Below are 24,214 nucleotides of genomic sequence, written 5' to 3' on the forward strand. Positions count from 1 at the left end.
TTACCATAACATTTATATGTATCTATATCAAAAATACATACCGTAACTATTTAATCTCATGATTAAAACCCATACAATATCAACCAAAATATTTTAGATATTTACTCAATGAAAAATCTAAGTCAAAAACTACTCAGAGAAATCAAAAAACTTCATTCACCTCAAGGTAGAAAAAAGTCTATATACTATGTTATAGAAGGGTTAAGATGCTGTAATGAAGCTTTAACAAGACTACCCAAGAAAGACATAGTCGCATTATTAACAACAGAAAGCTCCGATAGTGATGACTACCCTACTGATATAAAACATACTCTTCCAGAGAAAGATTTCCATCAACTAACACAGACACAAAACTCCCAAGGAGTGCTAATCTTAGCTAAGAAAAGAGATACCTTATCTGACATTAAATTTAAGGATGATTTTATTCTAGTACTAGATAGAATACAAGACCCTGGAAATATTGGCACAATATTAAGGACAGCCATTGCAGTTGGCTTAACAGAGATAGTGCTTATAAATGGTACTGTAGATCCTTTTAATCCCAAAGCTATAAGAGCTGGTATGGGAGCACAGTTTAGTCTTAATTTTAGATATTTTGAAAATCTAAGTGCTGTAAGAAATTATCCAGCACTGAAAGAACGAAAAATTTGGCTAACAACACCACATGAGGGAGTTTCTTGCTATTCTAGAGAATTTAGATTAAATGATAGTATCTTAGTATTTGGTGAGGAGGCTAATGGTATCCAAGACTTTTCAGTAGGCCAAAAGACGATGATACCAACATTAAGTGATATTGAATCTCTTAATGTAGCCCAAGCAGCCACTATATATTTATTTGAGGGGCTAAGACAAAAAATGTTAAAATAACAGTGTAAACCTACATAGGAGAAGTTTATGAGTAAATGTAAAGTACACGAAAATCACGATCATGAACATAAGGACGGTTGTGGTCATACTAAAATTAAACATGGCGATCACTATGATTATATACATGATGGGCATCTTCATCATGAGCACAATGGTCACTATGATGAGCATACGCTAGATGTCACAGCTAATAATCCAGATGGGTGTAAGCCAATCAAGGATGAATGTTGTGATCATGTTCATGGTCCAGATTGTGGACATGAGGCAGTACCTCATGGGGACCATATAGACTATATTGTTGATGATAGATTACATCATCCTCATGGTGATCATTGTGATGATCATGGTCCAGTTGAAATAGTGAAAAACAACAAAAAGTAAAATTTAAATATTTAACTTTAACTAAAATCCTCTGTAAACGATGATTTTTTTATAACTTAATAAATATTTTTAAACACCGACTTCTATAAAACCATTAGAGCCTTACAATTTCTCTAATATATATGTACCTGCCGCTCCAATTGGTCTGTTAGGCCATGGGAAAAGTACAATATGATTATCTGATGGTACTTTATATATAACCTCTCCATTCTCATAAGCAAGGACTGTTCCTTTCTTATATTTAGTAAAGTTTTTTAGACAAATATTATTATTTAACTCAAAAGTTTCATTATTTTTAATTACTGGTGGACAAAATTTATATTTTTCAATTTGCTGAGAGTTTCTTTGTATCTTTTGGTTATACTTCTCAGATACTTGAGTATATAGATAGTTAGAGATATTCTCCAAATTCAATGGATTATTATCACCTAACTTATGGGCATGTCCAAGTTCAAATACCATACTTGTAATATAAGGATATTTCTTTACTATAAAAGAAACTAGAGTTCCTTTCATATTAATATCAGTTATAACTTTACCAAGATTACAAGCAAATAAAATTTTCTCATGAGATAAATTATACGGTTGTTCTTTGACACAAATTGCAAGCTGTGTTTTATCATCTTGATATTCACAAAAATAATCTGGATAAACATAGCTATGTAAATCAAGTAATAGCTCTATTGAAGTATTTTCAGCATCAAGTTCTTTTTTAAAATGATCTATCACTGTAATAATATCTAACGCTCTTTTATGCTCTAAAGAATTATTTAAGCTCAATTCATCAATATCAAAACATCTATTTAAATTAACTTCAATCTGACGTTTTCCTTGTCTAATTGCTTCTAGGTTACCTACTATAATCATTAATGGACGGTTAATAGTAATATTGCCGTTTATAAGATCATTAAAAAGTTTATAAACTAATTCCACAGGCCCTGTCTCACCACCATGTATAACCTACTGAGACTATCATAGCTTTTTGTGAAGTTTTAGCAGTAGGAAAAATAGCAACAATACAATCATTATAATATTTTATAAGATTACCATTTTTTACTTTAGTTACTTTTGGATAATGCTTTTGAGAAAAAAGATCTATAATTTCATCTGCCATATTCATATCTACGGCTCCTTAAATCATTAATATAAAAATTAAATCAACGTAGCTACATCATCAATTTCAAAATCATTATATTTATCAAATATTTCAACTAATTCTGCTGGTATTTTTACAGGTCTGCCTTTCTGAGCATTTATCATTACCCAAAGGGTATCTGCTTTACACAGAAGAGCTTTATCTGACTTTCTATAAATATGATACTTTCTAAATGTAGAAATCTTGGTAATACTCTCTACCCACGTAACTACAGCGATATCATCACCTAAAAATCCTTGCGATAGATACTCTATAGTATGCTTCTTAGCAAACCATGTAAGTCCTTGAGACTCCGTTAAGTCAAAAACCTTATTAGCCTTGACATGCTCAATAGCCACATCCTGCATCCATTGAAGATAGACAATATTATTAAGATGATTATTTGGATCGATATGTTCAGGTAATACCTTAGTTGACAAAACAAAGTATTTTAACTGCTGATTCATTTCTGACCTAAGAACTCAAGCAAATCACTATAACCACCAATTTGTTTATCATCAATAAATATTAAAGGTGTAGTTTCTAAATTATACTTATGTTTAAAAGCATCTGTTTCAGCTCTAGTTTTTAAAATATGGTCTTCAAAACACCAACCCTTTTCTTCAAATAACGCTTTTGCTTTTAAACCATACGGACAAGTTTTCTCTGGTGTTACCATTCTGTATAAAACAATCTTATTAAACTCTTGAGTCATTCTCTTATATTCCAAAATAATGTAGTATTAATATTGTAAGTATAGCACCAGCAATGAAATTTGAAAGGTAAGATTACTATGTGTACTAATGTTTTTATAAATAAAAATCAATACAAAATCGAAGCAAGATCTATGGATTTTCCAATAAATATTGCCTTTAAAAATGGTTGGGGTTATGTCGGTATTGAAAATGTAACAGATGTTGTAATAGATGCTGATAAAATTCCTGAAAGCAGAATCGCTAAGTGGACTTCAAAATATGGTTATTTTTGTAGATTAGGATTTGAGAGTTATGTAACAGATGGTTTAAACACTCAAGGCTTTTCATATAGTATCTTGTATTTGGATGGTACGATATATCCAAGTTATGATGATAATGATAATAGGCCTGCACTAGCGGTGTATGAGTTAGGTAATTTTTTGTTAGCTATGGCAAAAGATGTAGCTGATGCTCTTAAATTAATATCTGAGTATCAGGTAGTGAATAGTGCTGTAAAGTTAAAAGATGGCATATATATAAAAAATATTCCTCTTCACATGTGTCTAAGAGATGCTAATGGCAACAGTGCTGTGATAGAGTTTATTGATGGTAAAATGTACATTCATAAAAATGCTGGTAATGTCTTAACTAATGCACCTACTTACGAATGGCATCTAAGCAATATCGAAGAATATAAATCACTACTACAACCATCAGTAAATAATAGTAATCCTAAATTTAGTGGTAGAGTTATTAATTATGCTGATACAATTTCAAGTTCTCGTCCAGAAGTAGCTCAATTAGTTGGACTACCTGGAGATTTTAGTGCAGCTGCAAGATTTGTTAGATCTTATATATTATCTGAACTGATGCTTGAGCCAAAATCTAATAGAGAAGCTATATTTCATGCAGCATCAATAATTGCCAATGCTTCTGTACCACCTTATGAGAAATCTATGACGCTATGGACAACTATTAAAGACCTCAAGAATCTAACTGTAGCATATAAAGATAATGCTGTATATCAAGGCACAGGTCCTGTAGGAGTTTATGCTATGAATATAGATAACGGTTATGTTACTTATGACCTAAATGCGATGAACTTCTATGATATACCGCCAGCTGAACAAGATTCTGGGCTAAAAGTAACATCTCCGAATGAAATCAAACAGATCATAGATATGTCAGCTGTTGTTGGTTTAGAAAGACAGTAACTTCAAGATTTATTTGCGATACTTGGATACTTTAATGACTTATTTATTTTTGTTGTTTTCTGATTGTTTCAGTTTAATTGGCATATGATTACAAAATGGCTCTTCTGCAAGATAGCTACCATGAATATTATAAGCTCTAGCTCTACAGCCTCCACAAATTTTGATAAATTCACATGAGCCACATTTACCTTCATAAGCACTAAAATCACGCATATCATGCATCACATCACTATTTTGCCAAATATCTGCAAATGATTTCTCTTTGACATTACCTGCACTCACAGGTAAATAACTACATGGATAAACATTACCATCAACATCTAGCAAACATATACTTTGGCCTGCGATACAGCCTTTGCCACCACCAGTACCAAAGCTAAGAGCTCGTGATCGAACTTTTGCATTATCTTCCTTATTGCGCTCAAATCTAATGCGATAATAGTGTGGAGCACAAGTTGGACGCACAAGCATATCTTGCTCATCAGCTTCCATATCATAGTGCCAATTTAGGATTTCTTGATAATCATTGACATCTATTAACTCTTGCATAAGCTCTTCGCCACGCCCTGTTGGTACAATCATAAAAAGGTACCATGCTGTAGCTTCAAGAGATTTTGCTAGTTTATAAACATCTTTGATTTCATGTTGATTACGTTTGGTAAATGATGAGTTTATCAAAAATGGTATATCATGCTTTTTGAATAGTTTCGCAGCTCTTACAGTTGCTTCAAAGGCGCCTTTTTGGCTTCTAAAATCATCATGTGTCTCAGCTGTAGCACCATCTATGCTTAAAGATACTATGCTTATACTTGAGTTTTTGATTTTCTTACAAATCTCATCTGTAACTAATGAGCCATTAGTAGCTAAAGCCATACGTAAACCTTTAGTAGCACCATATTTTGCTAGCTCAAAAATATCTGCTCGTAAAAGTGGTTCGCCTCCTGATAATACTAATACAGGATTTGCAAACTCGACTATATTATCAATGATTCTAAAACCTTCTTCGGTAGAAAAATCAGGGTGACCAAGCACCTCACATTCTGAAGATGAACGGCAATGTACACATTTGAGATTACAACGTCTAGTTGTCTCCCATGCCATCCATTTAAGTTGATGTTTCACTATAGTTGCCTATCTAGGTATTATGAAATATTATAACAAATAAAAGACATCTCTAGAAAAATAATTTTTAGTCCTATAATATATATGCAAAATTTAATATATTAATCACAAGTTATGAAATTAAAAAAAGTCTTATTTGCTTGCTCAATTGCTATATGTTGCATCAGTTTAAATAGCTGTATATTGAAGCTTCCTTTTCAAATTGTTGGCGATGTAATCGACGACATCACTCCATTTTAGTCTATGTCTTTAATTATCATTGATACTGACTAATAGTCAAATTATTAATCTTTGTTAATTTTCGTAATTTACTAGCCTACAGCTCTAGTATATCAAAATTATATATGTAATATTTATAAATACTGGTTTAATACTAAGTTATAAGTTTATAAATTATACAGGAGATATAAAATGTTAAAGAAAGTCGCGCTTGCTACAAGTACATTAGTTAGTGGATTAGTCTATGCTGCTCCGTCAGCAGACTTTGCTAAAGTAGAAGAACAAGCTAGTTAAAAATGATAATTACTCTGGTCACTTCATCCAATCACGCAAAATTCAAGGTTTAGACAAGCCTATTCTTGCATCTGGTGAATTTGAGCTATCTAAGAAAGATGGGTTAGAGTGGAACCAAAAGAAACCGTTTAAATCTTCTCTAAAAGCAACAAAAGATAATATCACAATTAAGACTGCAGATAGTCCAAAATCTGTATTTGGTGAAGAAGATAGCCCAATGGTATTCTCATTCTCTAAAGTATTCTTGTCTGTATTAGAGGGTGACTCAAAAGTAATCTACGATAATTTCAATACTAAATTTAGCGGTACTATAGATGATTGGACATTAGTATTAACTCCTAAAACTGAATTACTGTCAAAAGCTCTTAAAGAAGTAACCCTAAAAGGTGGTGAAACTATAACTTATGTAGAAGTAGTTGATGCTCAAAATAATGTTATGGATATCCAATTTAGTGATATAGAAATCGACTCTTAATTAAATCTGATGCTAAAAACTAAGTTTTCTCTTAGTTTTATTTTATTTTCTATATTTTTTTCTTTTAGTATGTCAAATGCTCAAGATAGCAAAAACTCATCTAAAATTATCAAAGAAACGGCTAATATTTCTCTAAATATTGCGAGTTCCAACTACGATATTTTTTATCAAAAATCTAATCGAAATTTACCAGTAGTTATAGTCGTACATGGTTTCTCAAGATCAAAAGATAATATGTCTGGTTGGGGGAATTTCCTAGCTAGCCATGGATATTTTGTAGTAGTGCCTAATCTACCATTTTGGGCTAATCATACTAAAAATGCTAAATTTATATCTGAACTAATAAACTATATCTATAACAATACCGGCTATACAAGCATTATAAATAATAATCTTGCTTTGGTTGGTTTCTCCGCTGGAGGATTAGCTACTTTGATAGCGACATCAGAGAGTACTAGGGTCAAGCTTTGGATAGGATTAGACCCTGTAGATGTAGGCAATCTTGGCTCTCAAGCCGCCAAGAAAATAAATTGCCCAACCTATATAATAGCTGCCCCAGCAAGCGCATGTAATGCCAATAATAACTACAAAGACTTCATAACAAGTCTAATAGATAATACTCTTATCAAAGTTAGTGGAGCTGTACATGTCGATGCTGAATGGCCAACTACTAGATTCGCTGAGTTGTTCTGTGGTAGATCTACACAGCAAAAAAGAGAGAGATTTCATGATGATGTGTCGACGATTTTGGATAAGAGTTTTAAAAATGACTTATTGACAACTAATAATTATTCAAAATAATACTAATCTCCTCAGCTACTCTACTAGGAAATATTCCAACATAGCCACCTAGTCTTTTAACGATATTACCTCCAGCTAAACCATGAACATATACTGCTAATCTACTTGCTGATAGAGTATCCAAACCTTGAGCTAAGAACGCTCCAATAATTCCAGACAACACATCTCCTTGCCCTGCCACTGCCATACCTTGATTGCCTGTAGCATTTATATAGATTTCATCAGATTTATAAATTAAGCTACCAGCTCCTTTTAGTACTACTGTGGAGTTATATTTTTTAGCTAACGCTCTAACTGCTACAAATCTATCATCTTGGACTTCATTGGTAGTGCAACCAAGTAGTCTTGCTGCTTCTGCAGGATGTGGTGTAATTATTTTATTTTCTAACTGGATAAATTTTTCTCTAATTTGTTGATTAGTTGAGATTATATTTAGGGCATCTGCATCAAAAATTGCTGGTTGAGTTAAATTATCAATTATTAACTGCAAAACTTGTTGAGAGTCATCAGTTGTATCAAAACCAACACCTACTACCAAAGCTGAGAAAGTATTTAGATTTTTAGGAATATCTTCTAGAGATTTTGTCATTAGCTCAGGTATAGACATATCGGCACGAAAGTCTTTATCTAAAGATATCATCGAGACCTTACCACAGCCACTATATAGCGAGCTTCTACCAGCTAATTGCAAAGCTCCATTCATACCAATATTACCACCTATTATAGCTAGATTTCCATAAGTACCTTTATTGGTATTTTTCTTTTTCCTAAGGATATTATCAAGATTTATATCTTGAATATCATTTTTGTAAACTTGATACTCCGATTGAGTAATATTGATATTTTGATTATCAATCAGCTCTTTGACAGTTACCTGACCAGCATAATCTAAACCATCACCTGTGTGTAGCCCTTGCTTATCTGCTAAGAATGTAATTGTCTCATTAGCTTGGATTGCCTCACCATATACTTTGGCATTAAAAGCACCTAATCCACTCGGTACATCTATAGCTAATGTGTATTTTGAATTTTGATTTATAACTTTAACAAGTTCTAAAATATCTCCTTGTAAATCTCTATCTAGCCCTATGCCAAATATTCCATCTATTACGACATCATAATTATTAATATCCAGCAATTTATCTAAAGGAGCCTTTAACTTTGAAAACTTTTGATAATAGTTTCGGTTGTCTTGATTTCCCTTAGCAAAAACTCTATAAACATCAACACTATAGCCATTATTTAAAAGCTTGATCGCAGCTGCAATTCCATCACCACCATTATTACCAGAACCCGCTATTACTAAAACTTTACTTTGTTTATCAAACTTAGCACTAATCAATTTAACAATTTCATCTGAAGCATTTTCGATTAGATTTAATCCTTGAGAAATAGCATACTCTTCAATTTCACGGTTTTGTTTTTCTGTTAAGAAATACACTTTTAAAAATCCTAAAAATTACTAAGTCTATAAATATAATAAGTGAAAGATAAAACTTTTGATATCATAAAATACCTTTTAGAGTAAGTTATAAATCCCAGCGCTGAACCGCTTGTACACTATCCGTTGGTCCTGTATTAAAACAAATTTTTGCAGTAGTTGCATATTGATGAACTACGTTCACTAATTTTTCAAATAGATAAAAACAATCATCATCTTTACGTACACCTGCACCTATTAGAACAATATCAAACCTTCTATTGGAAAGTAGATCAACAACCTCTTTAACTGCAGATTCTTCACTAGTTATATATCCCATTTGAGCATCATAACCAATATCATTTAACTTTTGTAAATCTACTTCAAGTACACTACGAAGCCTTTCGGGATCCATACCAGGATATTTGGAGTAATCAACAGAATTTGGCTCCCATCCTATACAAAGAACTTTCTTTTTATCCATATACATCTCCTTGTATTTTTACGACTAAATCATTGTATATTAATGGCTATCTATTATCTATCTAGTATCCAGCATGATATATGATCAGATAAAAGATCTCTAAATCAATATCCATTTATAAGTTAAACTAATATGAAATATAAAAATCATTAGTTTTACATATATAATTTACCTGCCATAATACCAATAAAATTAAAATTTGATGGAAAAAAAATGAAAAAAACAGCTCTATTGATCACATCTATAATCTTGTTTAATCAAGGATTCTCAATACACACTAATGATAATAAATTCTTTGAAGCTACCCAGCTTAATAGTAAAAATTGTAGATATGCTCATGAGGTGGGTCACAATTCATTCTCAGAGCCTGAAATGAATCTCGCGTGCAAGCCTCGTTCTTAATACTAGATAACTTAATTTTTAAGATAAAAACTACCTGTGTTTAAGAAAAAAGATACTTTAGTAAGAGTTTCCTCATCATGATGAATTTCACTATGATTTTTATTTAGAGTAATTCTGTCAAGACTGTTTATAGAAAACACTGATGATACCTCTACCAAACCATCATGCTCACTTCTCAGACATAACCTTGCTAAGAGATTAAGTTTTGAATACTTATTACCAGCAATAAGACCTACTGATACTTTGTCTGCTACTCGATTACAAATTTCTAAATACTTGTCTGTTACTTTGAGATCTTTATTTGGTTTTAGCACTCTAGAATAAAATGGAATCCTGTCACCGAAATTTGCAACTCTTGAGCCAGCAAATGGAGAAGCTATAAATACACACTTTTCAACATTCGTAAGCTGTAACTTATCAATAGTCATACATGATATTATCCCACCCATACTATGAGCTACAAATATTAACGACTTTGATAATGGAATATTTTCTATAATTTGACATAGTTTATTAACTGCTATATCAATACTTACGAATGTCGTTGGTAAGTCAACTGCTATAACCTCATCATAACCATCTTTCAAAAAATTAGCTAAAGATGACATGTCTTTACTATTTTTAATAAAACCATGTACCAAAATTACAACTTTATCTTTACTCATCGTTATATGTACTACTTAGAGATTAAAACCAAAACCATTTAGATTATCTTTTAGAATAATATTAGACTCATTAAATGTAATATAATCACTATACAAATCTTTAGCTACCCAGTCTAAAGGATCAAGATCAGCTACTGTAATACCTTCTGCTAATGCAAAACTCGCTGTAGCTAAAATACCTGCTGGTGACTCCATCATACACCCCACCATACATGATATACCTGCACTGTCTGCTAATTTCTTGATTTTTTGAGCTTCTAAAATACCACCTGTTTTTGCAAGTTTAATATTAATCATGTTACATGCTTGTTCATCTATAACTCGTTCTGCATCTTTGGCATCAAATACTGACTCATCTGCAACTACAGGAATATTACTAAATTTAGTAATCTCTGCCATTGCTTTTATATCGTAATATTTAACAGGTTGCTCGATTATCTCTACATTTAAACTATATTTGTTTATCTCCTCGATAAACTGCTTTGTTTGTGCTAGATTCCAACCTTGATTAGCATCAAACCTAAATTTAATGTTTTTACTAAACTCATTATCAAGAGCTTTAAGCAACTCGATATCCCTATTAAAATCAGCACCTGTTTTAACCTTAACAGCCGTAAAGTTAGCTTCGACACCATTTTGAATATTTTGTATAGTTTCTGCAACATTTCCACAACTTATAGAAACATCAGTTACTATAGAATTTGCCTTAGCTCCAAGTAATTTAGCAACAGATATATTTTGTTCTTTGGCTAATAAATCATGATACGCCAAATCCATAGCCATTTTAGCAGCGGAGTTAAACATCACTTTTTTAAAAGCTAGTTCTAAAGTTTGTTTGTAATCAGATAAATCTGAGCCAAGTATCACTGGAGCAAATATCTCACGAATAATATATTGCATACCCTGCAACGTATCTCCAGTAATCGTTGTGGTTGCTGGAGCTACACCATAACCTTTAACTCGATTATCTAAAGTTAACTCAACTGCTAAGGAATCAATATGGTTTGTACTTCGTACAGCTGTTATAAATGTTCTTTTAAGAGGTATTTTGATAATAGATGTTTTTATATCAATTATCTTACTCATATTGCAAATCCTGAAAGTATCTTAGCTACAATTAATCCACCTTGGGTACCAATCAAAAACCCAAGTAAGGCCATAACAACTGCGATAGATACCAAACTTCTAGTATATGCACTTGCTAATATAGGTGCTCCTGCTATTCCACCAATATTTGCTAAAGAGGCAATAGAGCATATTGCTAAATTCAGCCTAAATATCTTGGCAATTATTGCCATAAGTATAGCATGAATAACAAGAACCATAAGTCCACAAACTATGTATATCGGTGCTTGAGAAAACCCTTTGAAACTTGAGCCTGATGCTATAAGTGCGACCAAAAAATATAAGAAGATACTTGCAATAATACTATCACTTCTAATTTTGGCTAATGGAGTCATAGCACCTACAAACCCAAATAGTGTTACTAGCAGTATTGTCCAAGTCTTAGCAGATATTAAATCTGTAGCTGGTAAATAACTTGATAAAATCTTTGCTATATCAGTAGCAGTAAATGCCATTGCAATTAATACAAATATTCCAACAAAGTTAATATCGCCTTTGACATCATAAGGGTTATTGATATCTACTTTGCGTATATGTTCCTCAATAGATCCGGCTTTTGTCCATTTATCAAATATATTTGATCGAGAAATTAGCGCAAACAGAAAAGCAAACCAAATAGAATAACTAATAGAATCTGTCAATAGTATATAGCCCATCTGATTATCAGGAGTACCTAGAGCTTGCTTAACAGCGATCATATTACCAGTACCACCCATCCAACTTGCTGATAGAGCTGAGAACCCTTTCCAAACATCTAATGATATGTGCCTACCGACAGTCAAGTACATTATGATAAAAGCTATCATGATACTTACTGTAGCTCCAAAAAATGCTATAAGTAATTTTCTACCTAGCTTTATAACTACTCTAATATCACAGCGAATAAGCATCAAAAATAACATCACAGGCAATATTAAGTCTTGAAGCTGTAATCTTGTTTGAATAATTTCTGAAGATTTTGAATCCCAAAATCCCATAGCTGAAAGTACTACTATGACAAAATAAATAATTACAATCGCTGGAAAATATTCAAATAATTTTGATTTTGATTTACTTGATAACAAAACTATAAGACTACATATAAGTAATAAAGATGATATATAAGATAATGAAGTTGAAATCATATTTTAGAATTTAAAACAGAGATAAATAAATTATACAGATTTTTGAACTTAATCTTTAAGAAAATTCTCGATATCAGATATTAGATCTTCAGGAATTGTTTTAGGCGCATATCTAATGACAGTCTCACCATCTTTTGATACTAAAAATTTTGTAAAATTCCATTTTATACGTTCTGTACCTAGTACGCCTCTTGCCTTATCCTTGAGATATTCAAATATAGGTTCAGCATCTTTACCATTTACTTTTGTCTTTTTCATTATTGGGAAAGTAACATCATAGTTAGTTTCACAAAATTTTTTAATCTCTTCATCACTACCAGGTTCTTGCCCCCCGAATGAGTTACAAGGGAAAGCTACTATCTCTAAATCCGGATGTATTTTATGCAAATGTTGAAGTCCCCTGTATTGTTTAGTAAAACCACACTTACTTGCAACATTAACTATCAAAAGGACTTTATCTTTCGGTAAATAATATTCCGAACCATCGTTTTTAGTTAGTTTAAAGTCATAAATCGACATTCCATCACCTCTTATATACATTATTTAAAAACTACTTTGGTGTATTCTGATCCGGAGAGTTCAAAATACTAAAAATCTCATCCACAAGTTTAGGATTAACATTATACTCTATTGCAAAATTTGTACGCGTAGCTTCTAAGTCCTTATCTTGGAACGGATCTGAATCTGGTAAGTTTTGCTCTTTTTGTAAATCCAACATCTTACTTCTTAACTCCTGTCGCTCAGCTATACTCTTTATAATTTGCTCATCGGCGTGCATAATTTCAGACTCATATTTGCTTGCTGTAGGTTTAGCTATAAAGCTACTTGGTGTCATTGCAAATGACATACCAAATATTGATATACTCACCAACATTAATAGATACTTTTTCATATATAATAAAACTCCTAATATAGTAAAGATACTATAATGGTTTACAAAAACTTTTAAAAGCCCATAATATGTAAAAAATTAATTAATTGCCTTATGTTTTTTAAAAGTAAAATTTCTACTGATTCTTCAGAGCCTGAAAGCTCTGATAACATAGAAGATCATGCAAATATTATCAAACCAAAATTACTTAGATTATTTAACTGGTTGATATTCTGTTCGTTTATTTTAATACTAGCCTCTTACTTAAGTGCACAAATATATATTTTCTCTTTTATATTTTGCATTCTAGTAACTTTAATAATCAAGCTATATTTGTTAAACAAACTACCTCCCACTAATTTTAAAATCTACATTATTATTTTTCTGATAGTTTTTGTTTTATGTGAATATAATCATTTACAAATTGTTCATACAAAAACTATAAAAATTAGTAGTATAGATTATAGACACTTACTAACTGATCCTGGAATATTTGTTGGAGCTCTTTGCAATATTATCTTTACTACAAAAATTCATGTAGCAAATCAGTTATTCTTTAGTGAAAATTTTATACAATGGTTTGCTATATATTTTGATAAAACTCCAGAGCAAGCTTTAGTCTTTCTTGATGGTGTGTTTATGTATTCTTTTGGCTATGTTATTCCTATTTTCATCAATTTTATATATGCAATGTTAATTGGAGTAACTGTGATTAGAATAAAACAATTAATATTTAAAAATTAAGACCTAAGAAAGTGGCTTCCTACACTATATTTTCTATTTACTGCTTGTTCTACAGAAAGTTTAGCTAACTTGATTACTTTACGATAAGCCTCTAATTTTAAATCGTAATTTTCTAAATCATAATTATGGGCAATAGATTTTTCTAATACTTCTAGCTCTTTATAGACATTTATTAACTCATTTTGCTTTCTAACTAATCCAACACTATCCCACATTAACTGGCGTATATGAGTGATTTGTTTTGTATAATCACAATGAGATTCAGCTAATTTTAACTGTTGATTGTCCTCTAGATAAGTATCTTTTATATTTATTAAAATATGTTTACTAGCTGCAAGTGCATACACAATACACTCTAGTAGAGAATTACTCGCAAGCCTATTTGCTCCGTGAAGACCAGTACAAGAAACCTCTCCAACTGCATAAAGTCCATCGATATTTGTTTGAGAATATTTATCTACACTAATCCCTCCACAACTATAATGCGCTGCCGGAGATATTGGGATTCTATCATTTGTAGGATCAGTATTATTATCTAATAACTTCTGATATATATACGGGAAATTTTCTTGCCATTGACTAGAGCTCAAATGAGTAGCATTTAGGTAAATATCTCTTCCAGCTTGCATATTTATGTATATTTGTCGTGCAACAATATCTCTAGGAGCTAAGTCTTGTCTTTCATGGACTGACTTCATTATTCGTAAGCCCTTCTCAGTTTCTAGTACTGCTCCACTACCACGAATAGCCTCTGATATTAATACAGGATCTCCATTTCGAGCAAAAAAACATGTTGGATGAAATTGTGTAAATTCTAAATTCTCAAGCTCACAACCAATATCATAAGCCATTATCATAGAGTTTCCAGTGCCAGCTGTTGCATTAGTTACATATTTGTATAGCCCTGATGCACCTCCTGAAGCCAACATTACTTTCTTTGCAATAAACTTGGTCACATTATGATTTACGTCATGAGTATATAAGCCTATACATTTATTATCTTTTTTAATCAATTCAGTAACATTATGTTCAGAATATATAGTGATATTCTTTAATCTATCAAGATTTTCGTACAGCTTAGTAATAACAGCTCGACCAGTATAATCTTTAATATGCAAAATCCTTGCTAAGGAGTGCCCTCCCTCCAAATGTAAGCTATATTCACCATCTGACTTCCTATCAAACTCTACGCCATGCTCTTCTAACCACGATATTGCGGAGTTAGATTCTGTCACTACTTTTGTAATACTATCAAGATTTGCAATCTTACCACTAGCTATATATGTATCGTTTACATGTGATTGTATGGTATCTTCCTCAGAAACTATTGCTGCGATTCCACCTTGAGCATACGAGCTTGCGCTATGACTTAATTTTTGATCAAAAATCAAAGCCACATTTAATCCATGCTCAGCTAACTCAATAGTGGCTACTATACCAGCTAATCCTCCGCCAACTATAACTACATCATGTTTTCTAGTAATCATTTTTATAATTGAACCTGCATGGATAAATCTATCGCCGTAATATGTTTAGTAATTGCCCCAACAGATATAAAATCCACACCCGTTTGAGCCATCTTCACTATAGAGTTACTGTCTATATTACCTGATACCTCAAGCGCTACTTTACCTTTAGCAATCTCGACTGCTTTATTTATATCCTCGATTGAGAAATTATCTAGCATAATGATATTAGCACCAGCTTGAATCGCTTGATTTAACTCATCAAGATTAGTCACTTCAACTTCTATAGTTTTTGTAGGTTGTAAACGAGCAGCTTTTGAAACAGCCTTTGCAATGCCGCCAGCTGAGCGGATGTGATTCTCCTTGATCAAATATGCGTCAAATAAGCCTATGCGATGATTAAATCCACCACCACATGTAACAGCATATTTTTGAGCCATACGAAAGCATGGAATAGTTTTACGCGTATCAAGAAGCTTTGTCTTATGATCAGCAATCAATTTAACTAAATTATTTGTTGCTGTTGCTGTAGCAGAAAGCATCTGAATAAAATTAAGCATTGCTCTCTCTGCTGTTAAAATACTCCTAGCATTACCCCTAAGCTCAAAAATCTTCTCACCAGCAGATATTTTGTCTGCATCATCATAAAACCATATTATCTGGATATTTTTATCCACTTGATTTATAACTTCATTAGCAAACTCTTGGCCACATAAAACCATATCTTCACGTGTAATACAAAATGCTGTCGTATCTACATCTTCGGCAAGCTGCGCAGTAATATCACCATCTGCAATATCTTCGACTAAAGACTCTGCTACTAATTTTTTAATAACATTCTCTGGAACACTAGTAATCTGATTAGTATTTAACATTATTTCAGACATAATACTTCCTTAGAAATTTATCATTCTGTTTAGAGGAATAAGAGCTTTTTGGCGCACTGTTTCTTCTACGAATATCTCATTATCTTGATTAATCAAACAATCTTTTAGATTCTTAAGCTGATTTAGCTTCATCCATGGACATTTTGCACATGATTGACATGTTGCACCACGACCTGCTGTAGGTGCTGGAATAAATTGTTTATGCGGTGATAACTGTTTCATCTTATAAAACACACCTGTATCAGTTGCTACGATAAACTTATCATTGTCCATCTCTTTACTTGCAGCGATTAATTGAGAAGTTGATCCTACTGCATCAGCTCTTTTTATAATCTCAGCAGGTGACTCTGGATGTACCAAAACCGCAGCATCTGGATATTCAAGCATCAGATCATCAAGCGCTTGTGCCTTAAACTCTTCATGTACTATGCAACTACCATCATATAGTAGCATATCAGCTCCAGTTTGTTTTATAATCCAATCTCCAAGAAATCTATCAGGTCCCCAAAGTAATTTTTTACCTTGCTTATGCAGATGTGAACATATTTCCAAAGCATTTGATGATGTCACGGTCCAGTCAGCTAGAGCTTTAATCTCCGCAGATGTATTAACATATACAACAACCTCCCTATCAGGATTAGCTTCTATAAACTTTTTAAACTCATCATTACTACAGCTTAAATCTAGCGAACACTCAGCTTCTAAAGTTGGCATAAGAATTTTTTTCTCAGGACTGAGGATCTTAGCAGAATCACCCATAAATCTAACACCTGCAACCACGAGAGTGTCACATTCACTTTCAAGACCAAACTTTGCCATAGCAAGTGAATCGCCAACAAAACCACCAGTTTTTTCTGCTAACTCTTGTATTTCTGCATCAACATAATAATGTGCTACCAAGCAAGCATTATGCTGCTTCAATAGTTCTTGTATTTCATGCATATATTGTTGCTTTTCAGTATCTTTTATTTTCAAACTAGGTAACTCTTGTCTAGCTTGTGATATTTTGTCTTTTATAAGTTTTTGATTTAACATCCAAATGTCTCCTTAGTTATTAGCTTTGGATATTTTCTTCGAAATATTTACATAGTTGTTCTAATGATTGACTAAAATCATCATTTACAAGCTGATAATCGTACTCACCTGCATGAGAGATTTCAGACTCTGCTTGACTCATTCGATAGTCTATAATGTCTTTAGAGTCTGTGTTTCTAATTTCTAGACGCTTTCTCAACTCATCCATAGATGGAGGTAAAATAAATATACTCTTTGCCTTGTTTCCATATATAAATCTTGTTTGTTGGGCACCTTGCCAATCAATCTCAAGAATTATATTTTTGCCTTGCGCAAGTAATTTATCTATTTCAGATTTAGATGTGCCATAGTAATTTTTGAAAACTTTGGCATATTCAATAAAGCCATTAGCATCTAGCATCTTTTCAAACTCTATAATTGAAACAAAATGATACTCTTTACCATTAGTTTCACCTATCCGAGGATCTCTGGTTGTATGTGATGTTGCCACAGCAAAATTTTCTTTGCCAATTTCAGTTTCTAAAAAAGCTTTTAGTAAGGAGCTTTTGCCAGCACCAGAAGGCGCAGAAACTATAAAAATATAGTTACTCATTTATAGAAAAAATTATTGTATAGATAGTCCGATGAATTATACAACTTTAGATCAGTAAATAGAATAATACACAAGAAATTATTTATTTGAGAATGTAAGAAATCAGTATTATCTAGCTGTAAGATTTAATTTTTTACCTGCAACCCAAACTTTTCTGAGATGACTGATAACTTTTGGAGATAAGTTAGCTGGAAGATCTACTAATGTATGATCTTTTTGAATAGAAATATTACAAATATGCTTACTATCAATATTTCCCTCATTAGCTATTGCACCAACAATATTTCTAGGCTGAACATCATTATCGTGACCAACTTCAAGTTTATATGTCGTCAAATCAATATTTACAGCTCTACGAGGTTTTCTATCTGATCTTTCAAAACGGTTATTTCTATCACCGCGCTCACCTCTACGCTCAAATCTATCATTTCTACGACCATCTCTAGGATTATTTCTAGAATTCCTATCTCTTTGAGATCTGTCATCTCTAGCTTGAATTTCTCTTGGGAAAAACGACTTCTTACCTTGTGCTAATAAAGTAAGTACTGCTAGAAGTTCATCTGAATCTAACTCTAATTCATCGCGAATACCCGTGATAATTTCTTTGTATTTATCCAAAGACTTGTTTTTATCTAATGCTGAAGCGACTCTAGTTTTGAAGTGATCGATTCTACTTTGAGCTAAATCTTTGGCACTTGGCATAAATACTTCTTGCATTGGAGAGCCTGTAAATCTCTCTAAAGTACGCAAAAATCTCATTTCTTTTAGTGGAACTAGAGAGATAGATGTACCTTCACGACCTGCTCTACCTGTACGACCAATTCTATGTACATAAGTATCTGTATCATTTGGCATATCATAATTAATCACATGACTAATACGCTCAAGGTCTATACCTCTGGCAACTACATCAGTAGCCACTAAGATATCAGATTTAGCACTTCTGAATTGATCAACTATATACTCACGCTGAGATTGTTGCATATCACCATTTATCGCTGCGACTTTATAACCAAGAGCCTTTAGATTATCAGCTACTTCTATGGTACTTGTTTTAGTTTTAACAAATATAATAACTCCGTCAGTTTCTTCAACTTCAAGCAATCTATCTAAAGCATCTATTTTTCTAAAGCCTTTAATAACCATGAACTTCTGTGTCACAGTATTTGCTGTTTTTGTTTTTGCCTTTACTTGTATCTTACAAGGATTTCTTAGATATTCTTGGATAATATCCGCTATATCAGTAGGAATAGTCGCTGAGAAAAGCAATCTCTGACACTCATCTGATACATGACTTAGAACGTATCTAACATCATCAATAAAGCCCATTCTGAGCATTTCATCTGCTTCATCTAATACTAATGCTCTTAAATTATCTAGTTGTAATGTACCTTTTTCGATGTGATCCATCACACGACCAGTAGTACCAACTACAACTTTTACTCCTTGCTTAAGTGCTCTTATTTGAGAACCATATTCTTGACCACCGTAGATACATGTAACATCTAGGTTTGGTATATTTTTAGCAAAAGCCTCAAACTGTTCTGCTACTTGTATAGCTAGTTCTCTTGTTGGAGCAAGTACTAATACTTGAGGAGCTCTATCTCGAGATTCCATATCCATATTGTTTATTAAAGGTAATGCAAAAGCTGCTGTTTTACCTGTACCCGTCTGTGCTTGACCAAGCACATCTCTACCCGATAAGATATATGGAATAGCATACTGTTGAATAGGTGTTGGATTTTCGTATCCTAATTTTATAACAGTGTCTATAATATCTTGATTCAGCCCAAGCTGACTAAAATCTTTTTTAGTTTCAGAATTCATTTTTGTCCGTAAATTTTTATATGAGAAATTTATTTAATAATTTGAAAATTTTGAGAAATTTAAAATTATCCGCGAGATGTAACTTCTAATAAATGATAACCAAATTGAGTTTGAACAGGACCGTGAACTTTGTGAAGTTCATCGTTGAATACAACTTTATCGAACTCAGGAACCATTTGACCTTGAGAGAAAGTACCTAAATCACCACCTCTAGCTCCTGATGGACATAAAGAATGTTTTTTAGCTGCTTCTTCAAAAGTTATTTTACCTTCAGATATATCTTTTTTAATTTGTTGACACTCAGACTCTGATTGTACTAATAAATGTCTAGCTGAAGCTTTCATAATTATAGTTCCTTATTTTTTGATTTAACTATTAGTAATTACAAAGCTTAGGATACATTATTTGGTAGAAATATACAACTTTATTAAGAAGCGACTAATGACCTAAGTCACGAAGTTTTTTACCTGAAATAAGATTATTTTCAATTTTTTCCAAACTAGTGCCCTTAGTTTCCGGTACAAACATTTTTAAGAAAAATATAGCTGCTAAACAAAATGCTGCATAAACTAGGAATATGATAACATCACCAAATGCTACTTTTGTCATAATAACATTTGAATTTGCAATCACAAATCCTGCAAATGTCCAGTTAACAACTGTTGTAACTGTCATACCTATCTCTCTAGTTTTAATAGGGAAAATCTCAGAACAAAGGGTCCATGCAACCGGTCCCCATGAGCAAGCAAAACCAAAAATATATACCAAACAAGATATAAGCAATACATATTTGATAAAATCAGCTGGATCTTGAGTATGCTTAATGAAGTAAAAACATATAGCAGACACTATCAATGAAGACATCATCACAATAGCACCGACTGTTAACAACCTCTTTCTTCCCCATTTTTCGACCCATCTTATAGCTGGGAATGTAGATAAGAAGTTAACCAAATACACGGCAAGAGCTGCTACTAATACATTAAGTCCAACATCAGATAAAAAATGAGGTGCATAATAAATCATCATATTAATACCAACCAATTGTTGGAACATTTGAATAATTACACCAACGATCAATATTTTCCAGAAATATTTTTTAGTTAGACTCTCTACAACTGAACCATGATCTGTATTAAGAACTTTTTTGGTTTCAGCAATTTCTTTATCAATCTCATGAGCAGCCCTTAGTCTTGAAAGAACCTTATGAGCTTCACTGTCTCTACCTTTTGATAATAACCATCTTGGACTTTTAGGTAAGAAAAAACACCCAACAAACATCAAAAATGCGAAGAACGTAATAACACTAAACATCATAGTTAATGAAATTTCTTGATACCCCAACCACATCACAATAATAATATTGGTCAGAGAAATCAAAAATATACCAAAAGTTATCATTAGCTGAAATAGTGTTGAAATTGCTCCTCTAATCTTAGTCGGTGCTGTTTCAGCAAGGTATAACGGAGTAGCAAATGATGCCAAACCAACTCCAAAACCGAGTAAAAATCTACATGAAGTTAATATATCAATAGGTGGCAAAAAAGATGAAATCAAAGCACCTACTAGGAAAGCAAATCCAGCAATCATTAATGTATTTTTTCTACCAAAGAATCTAGTAAAAAAGCCACTACAAATAGTACCTAAAATACCTCCTGTTGCTAATATAGCATTGAAGCTACCAGCAGCATTTGGGTCTAAACCATAAAGCTTATTGAGAGTGTCACCAGCATTACCAATAAACCCCTGATCTAAACCGAATAGCAACCCGCCTAATGCTGCTATTGCCGCTATCAAATAAACTATTCTTCTATATTCTTGATGAGCATCCATACTTTAACCTCACTAGTTACTCAATAATTTACAAATTAATTACCAATCTTAGCTAGACGTTTGCCAGCTCTTAGATTATTTTCAATTTCCTCTAGAGATACATCTTTTGTCTCTGGTACAAAAAACTTCACAAATAAAACGCAAATTATACAAGATATAGCAAATCCAAAGAATGTACTATCTGGATGAAATGTCAGCCAAGTTAATGCAAAGTTACCAATAATAGCATTACAAATCCAGTTACTCATAGTTGAAGCTGTAACACCGAAGTCTCTACCTTCGATAGGCTGAATCTCTGAACATAAAATCCAAATTACAGGCCCCATAGATATAGCAAACCCAAAAATAAACAATAAACAGAAAATTAGAGCAGTCCATTGTAGTGTTTGAGATAAAACCATTGGTTGGCCATATTCAAAGTGAGCTTTAAATATAAATCCTACTACAAGACATGATGTAATAAGTAAACTTAATCCAAAGTATAAAATAGGTTTACGTCCAAACTTATCAACATACTTAATAGCTAAGAACGTAGTCAACATATTCAGTAAACCAATTACTATTGTTGATGTTGAAGGATTAGTAAATCCTGCTAGTTTGAAAATATCTGTTGAATAATACATAAAAGCATTCATACCAGTAAACTGTTGAAATGCCTGTAAAGCAATACCTAGTAATACTACTTTTATAAAAAACTTTTTCTTAAGTAGTGAAAAGACACTAACTCCTGTATGAGTTGTTTGCCTAATTTCCTCATGCTCTTCTAGAGCTTCAGCTTCACTTGATCTTATCTTTTTAAGAACTAATGCTGCTTCTTGATTATTGCCCTTTAAAACTAGCCATCTTGGGCTTCTTGGTAACGTCAAACACCCAAAAAACATTATCACAGATGGAACTGCTAATACAGCTAACATTATTCTCCATGAACCAGTACTTTCTAATGCGGAATTTGTCAAGAAAACCAAAAATAAGCCAATAGTAATCATTAACTGATACAAAGCTATAAGCGCTCCCCTAAATTCTTTTGGAGCAATTTCAGATAAATATAATGGAGCTATAAATGAAGCTATACCTACTGCTATACCTAAAACAAATCTTGATGAAATAAAGACTTCATAATTTGGAGCTAAAATACCCACGATTGTAAATATAGAGAATATAGCAGCTGCAATTAATAAAACTTTTCTACGTCCATAGTGCTTTGACAAAAAGCCACTACATAACGCTCCACAAGCAGCACCTAGCAACAATACACTAGATACATGACCACTCTCAGCAACACTTAAATCAAATGTCTGGGATATAAAATGTAATGAACCATTGACATACCCAATATCCATACCAAAAAGTAAACCAGCAAGTGCTGCTATTATAGCCACACGAATGACTACAAAATTTATTTTTTTCTCACTCTGCATACAAATTTCCTACATTAATTTTTACTAAACACTCCAATTACTCATGATATACTATACTCAAAATACAAAACAACATTTTTTTAATTATAAATGAAGATTTCGACTACAGTCTCACAACTAAAATCCTCCCATCGTCGTAAAAACATTTTGACTAACGAATGGGTATTAGTGTCGCCTCACAGACTGAATAGACCTTGGCAAGGTCAATCAGAAGAAACACAAAAGAACACCCTTCCTGAGTATGATGATAAATGTTATCTTTGTCCAACTAATACTCGAGCAAATGGAGAAGTAAATCCTGACTTCAAAGAAACTTTTGTATTTGAGAATGATTTCTCAGCACTTTCTAAGGAAAAGATAGACCCTAAACTTGAAATAAATGACAATTTATTTCAATTAAGTGGTGCTACAGGTATTGCTAAGGTTGTTTGTTTTTCTGCTAAACATAATCTGACAATGGCATCAATGCAAGAAGAAGATATAACTAAAGTTGTAGATTTATGGGCAGCCGAAGTTAGTGAACTCAGTAAAAAATATCAGTGGGTGCAAGTTTTTGAAAATAAAGGTTCAATTATGGGTTGCTCAAATCCTCATCCGCATGGACAAATTTGGGCTTGTGACTTCTTACCAACAGAGGCTCAAAAAGAGTATAAATCGCAACAACAATACTTTGAGAAAAACAAGTCTAATATGCTGTTAGACTATACTAATAGAGAAATAAATGAAAAAGACCGAATTGTTTATCAAAATGATGACTGGTTAATCGTTGTACCATTTTGGGCAACATGGCCCTATGAAACATTATTGCTACCAAAATTCAAATGCGCTCATATTAATCATCTTAATAATTTGCAAAGAAGATCACTTGCCAATGCTCTTAAAACATTATTAGTGAAATACGATAAACTATTTGACACTTCATTCCCATATTCAATGGGTTGGCACGGTTCAATAAATGCTACAGAATCTGATTACTGGCAACTTCATGCACATTTCTATCCGCCGTTGTTGCGTTCAGCGACAGTTAAAAAATTTATGGTTGGTTTTGAAATGCTTGGAGAATCGCAAAGAGATATTACTCCAGAGCTAGCAGCACAAGTTTTAAGAGAGCTATAATT

At 32.6% G+C, this 24,214-nt stretch carries 29 protein-coding genes; 9 read left to right on the forward strand and 20 right to left on the reverse strand.

The window, feature by feature from the left end; translation table 11 throughout:
- The first annotated feature begins 108 nt into the window (after positions 1–108).
- Positions 109–867 (forward strand): TrmH family RNA methyltransferase, encoded by a 759-nt coding sequence (locus tag F7308_RS07305; RefSeq protein ID WP_013923221.1) that lies wholly within the window; start codon positions 109–111, stop codon positions 865–867.
- Between the two features lie 27 nt (positions 868–894).
- Positions 895–1,248 carry a hypothetical protein gene (locus tag F7308_RS07310; protein WP_013923222.1) on the forward strand — a complete coding sequence of 118 codons (354 nt, stop codon included), beginning with the start codon at positions 895–897 and terminating at the stop codon, positions 1,246–1,248.
- A 102-nt stretch (positions 1,249–1,350) separates the two neighbouring features.
- On the opposite strand, the gene F7308_RS07315 is transcribed toward F7308_RS07310, so the two are convergent.
- Genes F7308_RS07315 through F7308_RS07325 form a run of 4 tightly spaced genes read right to left on the reverse strand, consistent with a single transcriptional unit; the run spans position 1,351 to position 3,098 of the window.
- A complete protein-coding gene (locus F7308_RS07315) occupies positions 1,351–2,181 on the reverse strand; it encodes a succinylglutamate desuccinylase/aspartoacylase domain-containing protein (protein ID WP_041263762.1) in 831 nt (276 codons plus the stop codon).
- Between the two features lie 10 nt (positions 2,182–2,191).
- Positions 2,192–2,368: a hypothetical protein gene (locus F7308_RS10115; protein ID WP_013923224.1), complete on the reverse strand. Its 177-nt coding sequence runs from the start codon at positions 2,366–2,368 to the stop codon at positions 2,192–2,194.
- A gap of 32 nt (positions 2,369–2,400) precedes the next feature.
- Positions 2,401–2,850, reverse strand: coding sequence for an acyl-CoA thioesterase (locus F7308_RS07320; protein WP_013923225.1), 450 nt, complete (start codon positions 2,848–2,850; stop codon positions 2,401–2,403).
- Positions 2,847–3,098, reverse strand: coding sequence for a glutaredoxin domain-containing protein (locus F7308_RS07325; RefSeq protein ID WP_004287665.1), 252 nt, complete (start codon positions 3,096–3,098; stop codon positions 2,847–2,849). Before F7308_RS07325 ends, F7308_RS07320 begins: the two co-directional genes overlap by 4 nt.
- Before the next feature lie 78 nt (positions 3,099–3,176).
- Between F7308_RS07325 and F7308_RS07330 the strand changes: the two genes are divergently transcribed.
- Positions 3,177–4,292 (forward strand): linear amide C-N hydrolase, encoded by a 1,116-nt coding sequence (locus F7308_RS07330; protein ID WP_013923227.1) that lies wholly within the window; start codon positions 3,177–3,179, stop codon positions 4,290–4,292.
- Between the two features lie 39 nt (positions 4,293–4,331).
- Here the strand turns inward: F7308_RS07330 and F7308_RS07335 are convergent, their stop codons facing one another.
- Entirely contained in the window at positions 4,332–5,414 is a 1,083-nt protein-coding gene (locus F7308_RS07335; protein ID WP_013923228.1) for a radical SAM/SPASM domain-containing protein, read from the reverse strand.
- A 114-nt stretch (positions 5,415–5,528) separates the two neighbouring features.
- Between F7308_RS07335 and F7308_RS10420 the strand changes: the two genes are divergently transcribed.
- The 3 genes from F7308_RS10420 (at position 5,529) to F7308_RS07345 (ending at position 7,203) form a co-directional block, all read left to right on the forward strand.
- Positions 5,529–5,654 (forward strand): hypothetical protein, encoded by a 126-nt coding sequence (locus F7308_RS10420; protein WP_263477956.1) that lies wholly within the window; start codon positions 5,529–5,531, stop codon positions 5,652–5,654.
- Between the two features lie 313 nt (positions 5,655–5,967).
- Positions 5,968–6,402, forward strand: a complete 435-nt coding sequence (locus tag F7308_RS07340; protein WP_232215368.1) for a LolA family protein — start codon at positions 5,968–5,970, stop codon at positions 6,400–6,402.
- 69 nt (positions 6,403–6,471) lie between these two features.
- Positions 6,472–7,203, forward strand: a complete 732-nt coding sequence (locus F7308_RS07345) for a dienelactone hydrolase family protein (protein WP_232215344.1) — start codon at positions 6,472–6,474, stop codon at positions 7,201–7,203.
- Here F7308_RS07345 and F7308_RS07350 read toward each other — a convergent pair.
- Both F7308_RS07350 and F7308_RS07355 read right to left on the reverse strand, forming a co-directional pair.
- A complete protein-coding gene (locus tag F7308_RS07350) occupies positions 7,184–8,644 on the reverse strand; it encodes a bifunctional ADP-dependent NAD(P)H-hydrate dehydratase/NAD(P)H-hydrate epimerase (RefSeq protein WP_013923231.1) in 1,461 nt (486 codons plus the stop codon). The genes F7308_RS07345 and F7308_RS07350 overlap by 20 nt on opposite strands.
- A gap of 88 nt (positions 8,645–8,732) precedes the next feature.
- The gene (locus tag F7308_RS07355; RefSeq protein WP_013923232.1) at positions 8,733–9,107 is read right to left on the reverse strand and encodes a hypothetical protein; all 375 of its coding nucleotides are present in this window, start codon (positions 9,105–9,107) and stop codon (positions 8,733–8,735) included.
- Between the two features lie 213 nt (positions 9,108–9,320).
- Here F7308_RS07355 and F7308_RS07360 point away from each other — a divergent pair, with 213 nt between their 5' ends.
- On the forward strand, positions 9,321–9,509 hold the full coding sequence (locus F7308_RS07360) for a hypothetical protein (protein WP_041263765.1): 189 nt from the start codon (positions 9,321–9,323) through the stop codon (positions 9,507–9,509).
- Between the two features lie 11 nt (positions 9,510–9,520).
- Here the strand turns inward: F7308_RS07360 and F7308_RS07365 are convergent, their stop codons facing one another.
- Genes F7308_RS07365 through F7308_RS07385 form a run of 5 tightly spaced genes read right to left on the reverse strand, consistent with a single transcriptional unit; the run spans position 9,521 to position 13,315 of the window.
- Positions 9,521–10,174 carry an alpha/beta fold hydrolase gene (locus F7308_RS07365; RefSeq protein ID WP_013923233.1) on the reverse strand — a complete coding sequence of 218 codons (654 nt, stop codon included), beginning with the start codon at positions 10,172–10,174 and terminating at the stop codon, positions 9,521–9,523.
- 15 nt (positions 10,175–10,189) lie between these two features.
- Positions 10,190–11,260, reverse strand: coding sequence for a dipeptide epimerase (locus tag F7308_RS07370; RefSeq protein ID WP_013923234.1), 1,071 nt, complete (start codon positions 11,258–11,260; stop codon positions 10,190–10,192).
- Positions 11,257–12,423: a DUF819 family protein gene (locus F7308_RS07375; RefSeq protein ID WP_013923235.1), complete on the reverse strand. Its 1,167-nt coding sequence runs from the start codon at positions 12,421–12,423 to the stop codon at positions 11,257–11,259. The genes F7308_RS07370 and F7308_RS07375 overlap by 4 nt, the downstream gene beginning before the upstream one ends.
- A 48-nt stretch (positions 12,424–12,471) precedes the next feature.
- Positions 12,472–12,942 (reverse strand): glutathione peroxidase, encoded by a 471-nt coding sequence (locus tag F7308_RS07380; RefSeq protein WP_013923236.1) that lies wholly within the window; start codon positions 12,940–12,942, stop codon positions 12,472–12,474.
- 31 nt (positions 12,943–12,973) lie between these two features.
- The gene (locus F7308_RS07385; RefSeq protein ID WP_013923237.1) at positions 12,974–13,315 is read right to left on the reverse strand and encodes a chorismate mutase; all 342 of its coding nucleotides are present in this window, start codon (positions 13,313–13,315) and stop codon (positions 12,974–12,976) included.
- 93 nt (positions 13,316–13,408) lie between these two features.
- Between F7308_RS07385 and F7308_RS07390 the strand changes: the two genes are divergently transcribed.
- Positions 13,409–14,038 (forward strand): hypothetical protein, encoded by a 630-nt coding sequence (locus F7308_RS07390; RefSeq protein ID WP_013923238.1) that lies wholly within the window; start codon positions 13,409–13,411, stop codon positions 14,036–14,038.
- Here the strand turns inward: F7308_RS07390 and nadB are convergent.
- The 8 genes from nadB to F7308_RS07430 form a co-directional block, all read right to left on the reverse strand.
- Complete coding sequence (nadB, locus tag F7308_RS07395) at positions 14,035–15,525, reverse strand: L-aspartate oxidase (protein ID WP_013923239.1); 1,491 nt, start codon at positions 15,523–15,525, stop codon at positions 14,035–14,037. The two genes, F7308_RS07390 and nadB, sit on opposite strands and share 4 nt — an antisense overlap.
- Before the next feature lie 2 nt (positions 15,526–15,527).
- A complete protein-coding gene (gene nadC, locus F7308_RS07400; protein ID WP_013923240.1) occupies positions 15,528–16,391 on the reverse strand; it encodes a carboxylating nicotinate-nucleotide diphosphorylase in 864 nt (287 codons plus the stop codon).
- Positions 16,392–16,400: 9 nt separating this feature from the next.
- Complete coding sequence (gene nadA, locus F7308_RS07405) at positions 16,401–17,426, reverse strand: quinolinate synthase NadA (RefSeq protein WP_013923241.1); 1,026 nt, start codon at positions 17,424–17,426, stop codon at positions 16,401–16,403.
- Between the two features lie 19 nt (positions 17,427–17,445).
- Entirely contained in the window at positions 17,446–18,018 is a 573-nt protein-coding gene (gene gmk, locus F7308_RS07410) for a guanylate kinase (protein WP_013923242.1), read from the reverse strand.
- A 108-nt stretch (positions 18,019–18,126) separates the two neighbouring features.
- The gene (locus tag F7308_RS07415) at positions 18,127–19,845 is read right to left on the reverse strand and encodes a DEAD/DEAH box helicase (protein WP_013923243.1); all 1,719 of its coding nucleotides are present in this window, start codon (positions 19,843–19,845) and stop codon (positions 18,127–18,129) included.
- A gap of 65 nt (positions 19,846–19,910) precedes the next feature.
- Positions 19,911–20,189, reverse strand: a complete 279-nt coding sequence (locus tag F7308_RS07420; RefSeq protein WP_013923244.1) for a peptidylprolyl isomerase — start codon at positions 20,187–20,189, stop codon at positions 19,911–19,913.
- A 94-nt stretch (positions 20,190–20,283) separates the two neighbouring features.
- Entirely contained in the window at positions 20,284–21,678 is a 1,395-nt protein-coding gene (locus F7308_RS07425; RefSeq protein ID WP_013923245.1) for a sugar porter family MFS transporter, read from the reverse strand.
- Positions 21,679–21,713: 35 nt separating this feature from the next.
- Complete coding sequence (locus F7308_RS07430; protein WP_013923246.1) at positions 21,714–23,096, reverse strand: sugar porter family MFS transporter; 1,383 nt, start codon at positions 23,094–23,096, stop codon at positions 21,714–21,716.
- A gap of 90 nt (positions 23,097–23,186) precedes the next feature.
- Here F7308_RS07430 and F7308_RS07435 point away from each other — a divergent pair, with 90 nt between their 5' ends.
- Positions 23,187–24,212 carry a UDP-glucose--hexose-1-phosphate uridylyltransferase gene (locus tag F7308_RS07435; RefSeq protein WP_013923247.1) on the forward strand — a complete coding sequence of 342 codons (1,026 nt, stop codon included), beginning with the start codon at positions 23,187–23,189 and terminating at the stop codon, positions 24,210–24,212.
- Positions 24,213–24,214: the final 2 nt, after the last annotated feature.

It is taken from the genome of Francisella salina, from assembly GCF_000219045.1.
GTDB lineage: Bacteria > Pseudomonadota > Gammaproteobacteria > Francisellales > Francisellaceae > Francisella > Francisella salimarina.

Excerpts from the sequence above, each read along its gene's own strand:
- F7308_RS07385 (WP_013923237.1), bottom strand. The coding sequence starts at position 13,315 with ATGAAAAAGTATCTATTAATGTTGGTGAGTATATCAATATTTGGTATG.
- F7308_RS07365 (WP_013923233.1), bottom strand. The coding sequence starts at position 10,174 with ATGAGTAAAGATAAAGTTGTAATTTTGGTACATGGTTTTATTAAAAAT.
- F7308_RS07390 (WP_013923238.1), top strand. The coding sequence starts at position 13,409 with ATGTTTTTTAAAAGTAAAATTTCTACTGATTCTTCAGAGCCTGAAAGC.
- F7308_RS10420 (WP_263477956.1), top strand. The coding sequence starts at position 5,529 with ATGAAATTAAAAAAAGTCTTATTTGCTTGCTCAATTGCTATATGTTGC.
- gmk (WP_013923242.1), bottom strand. The coding sequence starts at position 18,018 with ATGAGTAACTATATTTTTATAGTTTCTGCGCCTTCTGGTGCTGGCAAA.
- F7308_RS07370 (WP_013923234.1), bottom strand. The coding sequence starts at position 11,260 with ATGAGTAAGATAATTGATATAAAAACATCTATTATCAAAATACCTCTT.
- F7308_RS07310 (WP_013923222.1), top strand. The coding sequence starts at position 895 with ATGAGTAAATGTAAAGTACACGAAAATCACGATCATGAACATAAGGAC.
- F7308_RS07320 (WP_013923225.1), bottom strand. The coding sequence starts at position 2,850 with ATGAATCAGCAGTTAAAATACTTTGTTTTGTCAACTAAGGTATTACCT.
- F7308_RS07375 (WP_013923235.1), bottom strand. The coding sequence starts at position 12,423 with ATGATTTCAACTTCATTATCTTATATATCATCTTTATTACTTATATGT.
- F7308_RS07360 (WP_041263765.1), top strand. The coding sequence starts at position 9,321 with ATGAAAAAAACAGCTCTATTGATCACATCTATAATCTTGTTTAATCAA.
- F7308_RS07415 (WP_013923243.1), bottom strand. The coding sequence starts at position 19,845 with ATGAATTCTGAAACTAAAAAAGATTTTAGTCAGCTTGGGCTGAATCAA.
- nadC (WP_013923240.1), bottom strand. The coding sequence starts at position 16,391 with ATGTCTGAAATAATGTTAAATACTAATCAGATTACTAGTGTTCCAGAG.
- F7308_RS07325 (WP_004287665.1), bottom strand. The coding sequence starts at position 3,098 with ATGACTCAAGAGTTTAATAAGATTGTTTTATACAGAATGGTAACACCA.
- F7308_RS07330 (WP_013923227.1), top strand. The coding sequence starts at position 3,177 with ATGTGTACTAATGTTTTTATAAATAAAAATCAATACAAAATCGAAGCA.
- F7308_RS07380 (WP_013923236.1), bottom strand. The coding sequence starts at position 12,942 with ATGTCGATTTATGACTTTAAACTAACTAAAAACGATGGTTCGGAATAT.
- F7308_RS07420 (WP_013923244.1), bottom strand. The coding sequence starts at position 20,189 with ATGAAAGCTTCAGCTAGACATTTATTAGTACAATCAGAGTCTGAGTGT.
- nadB (WP_013923239.1), bottom strand. The coding sequence starts at position 15,525 with ATGATTACTAGAAAACATGATGTAGTTATAGTTGGCGGAGGATTAGCT.
- F7308_RS10115 (WP_013923224.1), bottom strand. The coding sequence starts at position 2,368 with ATGAATATGGCAGATGAAATTATAGATCTTTTTTCTCAAAAGCATTAT.
- F7308_RS07305 (WP_013923221.1), top strand. The coding sequence starts at position 109 with ATGAAAAATCTAAGTCAAAAACTACTCAGAGAAATCAAAAAACTTCAT.
- F7308_RS07430 (WP_013923246.1), bottom strand. The coding sequence starts at position 23,096 with ATGCAGAGTGAGAAAAAAATAAATTTTGTAGTCATTCGTGTGGCTATA.
- F7308_RS07355 (WP_013923232.1), bottom strand. The coding sequence starts at position 9,107 with ATGGATAAAAAGAAAGTTCTTTGTATAGGATGGGAGCCAAATTCTGTT.
- F7308_RS07345 (WP_232215344.1), top strand. The coding sequence starts at position 6,472 with ATGTCAAATGCTCAAGATAGCAAAAACTCATCTAAAATTATCAAAGAA.
- nadA (WP_013923241.1), bottom strand. The coding sequence starts at position 17,426 with ATGTTAAATCAAAAACTTATAAAAGACAAAATATCACAAGCTAGACAA.
- F7308_RS07435 (WP_013923247.1), top strand. The coding sequence starts at position 23,187 with ATGAAGATTTCGACTACAGTCTCACAACTAAAATCCTCCCATCGTCGT.
- F7308_RS07425 (WP_013923245.1), bottom strand. The coding sequence starts at position 21,678 with ATGGATGCTCATCAAGAATATAGAAGAATAGTTTATTTGATAGCGGCA.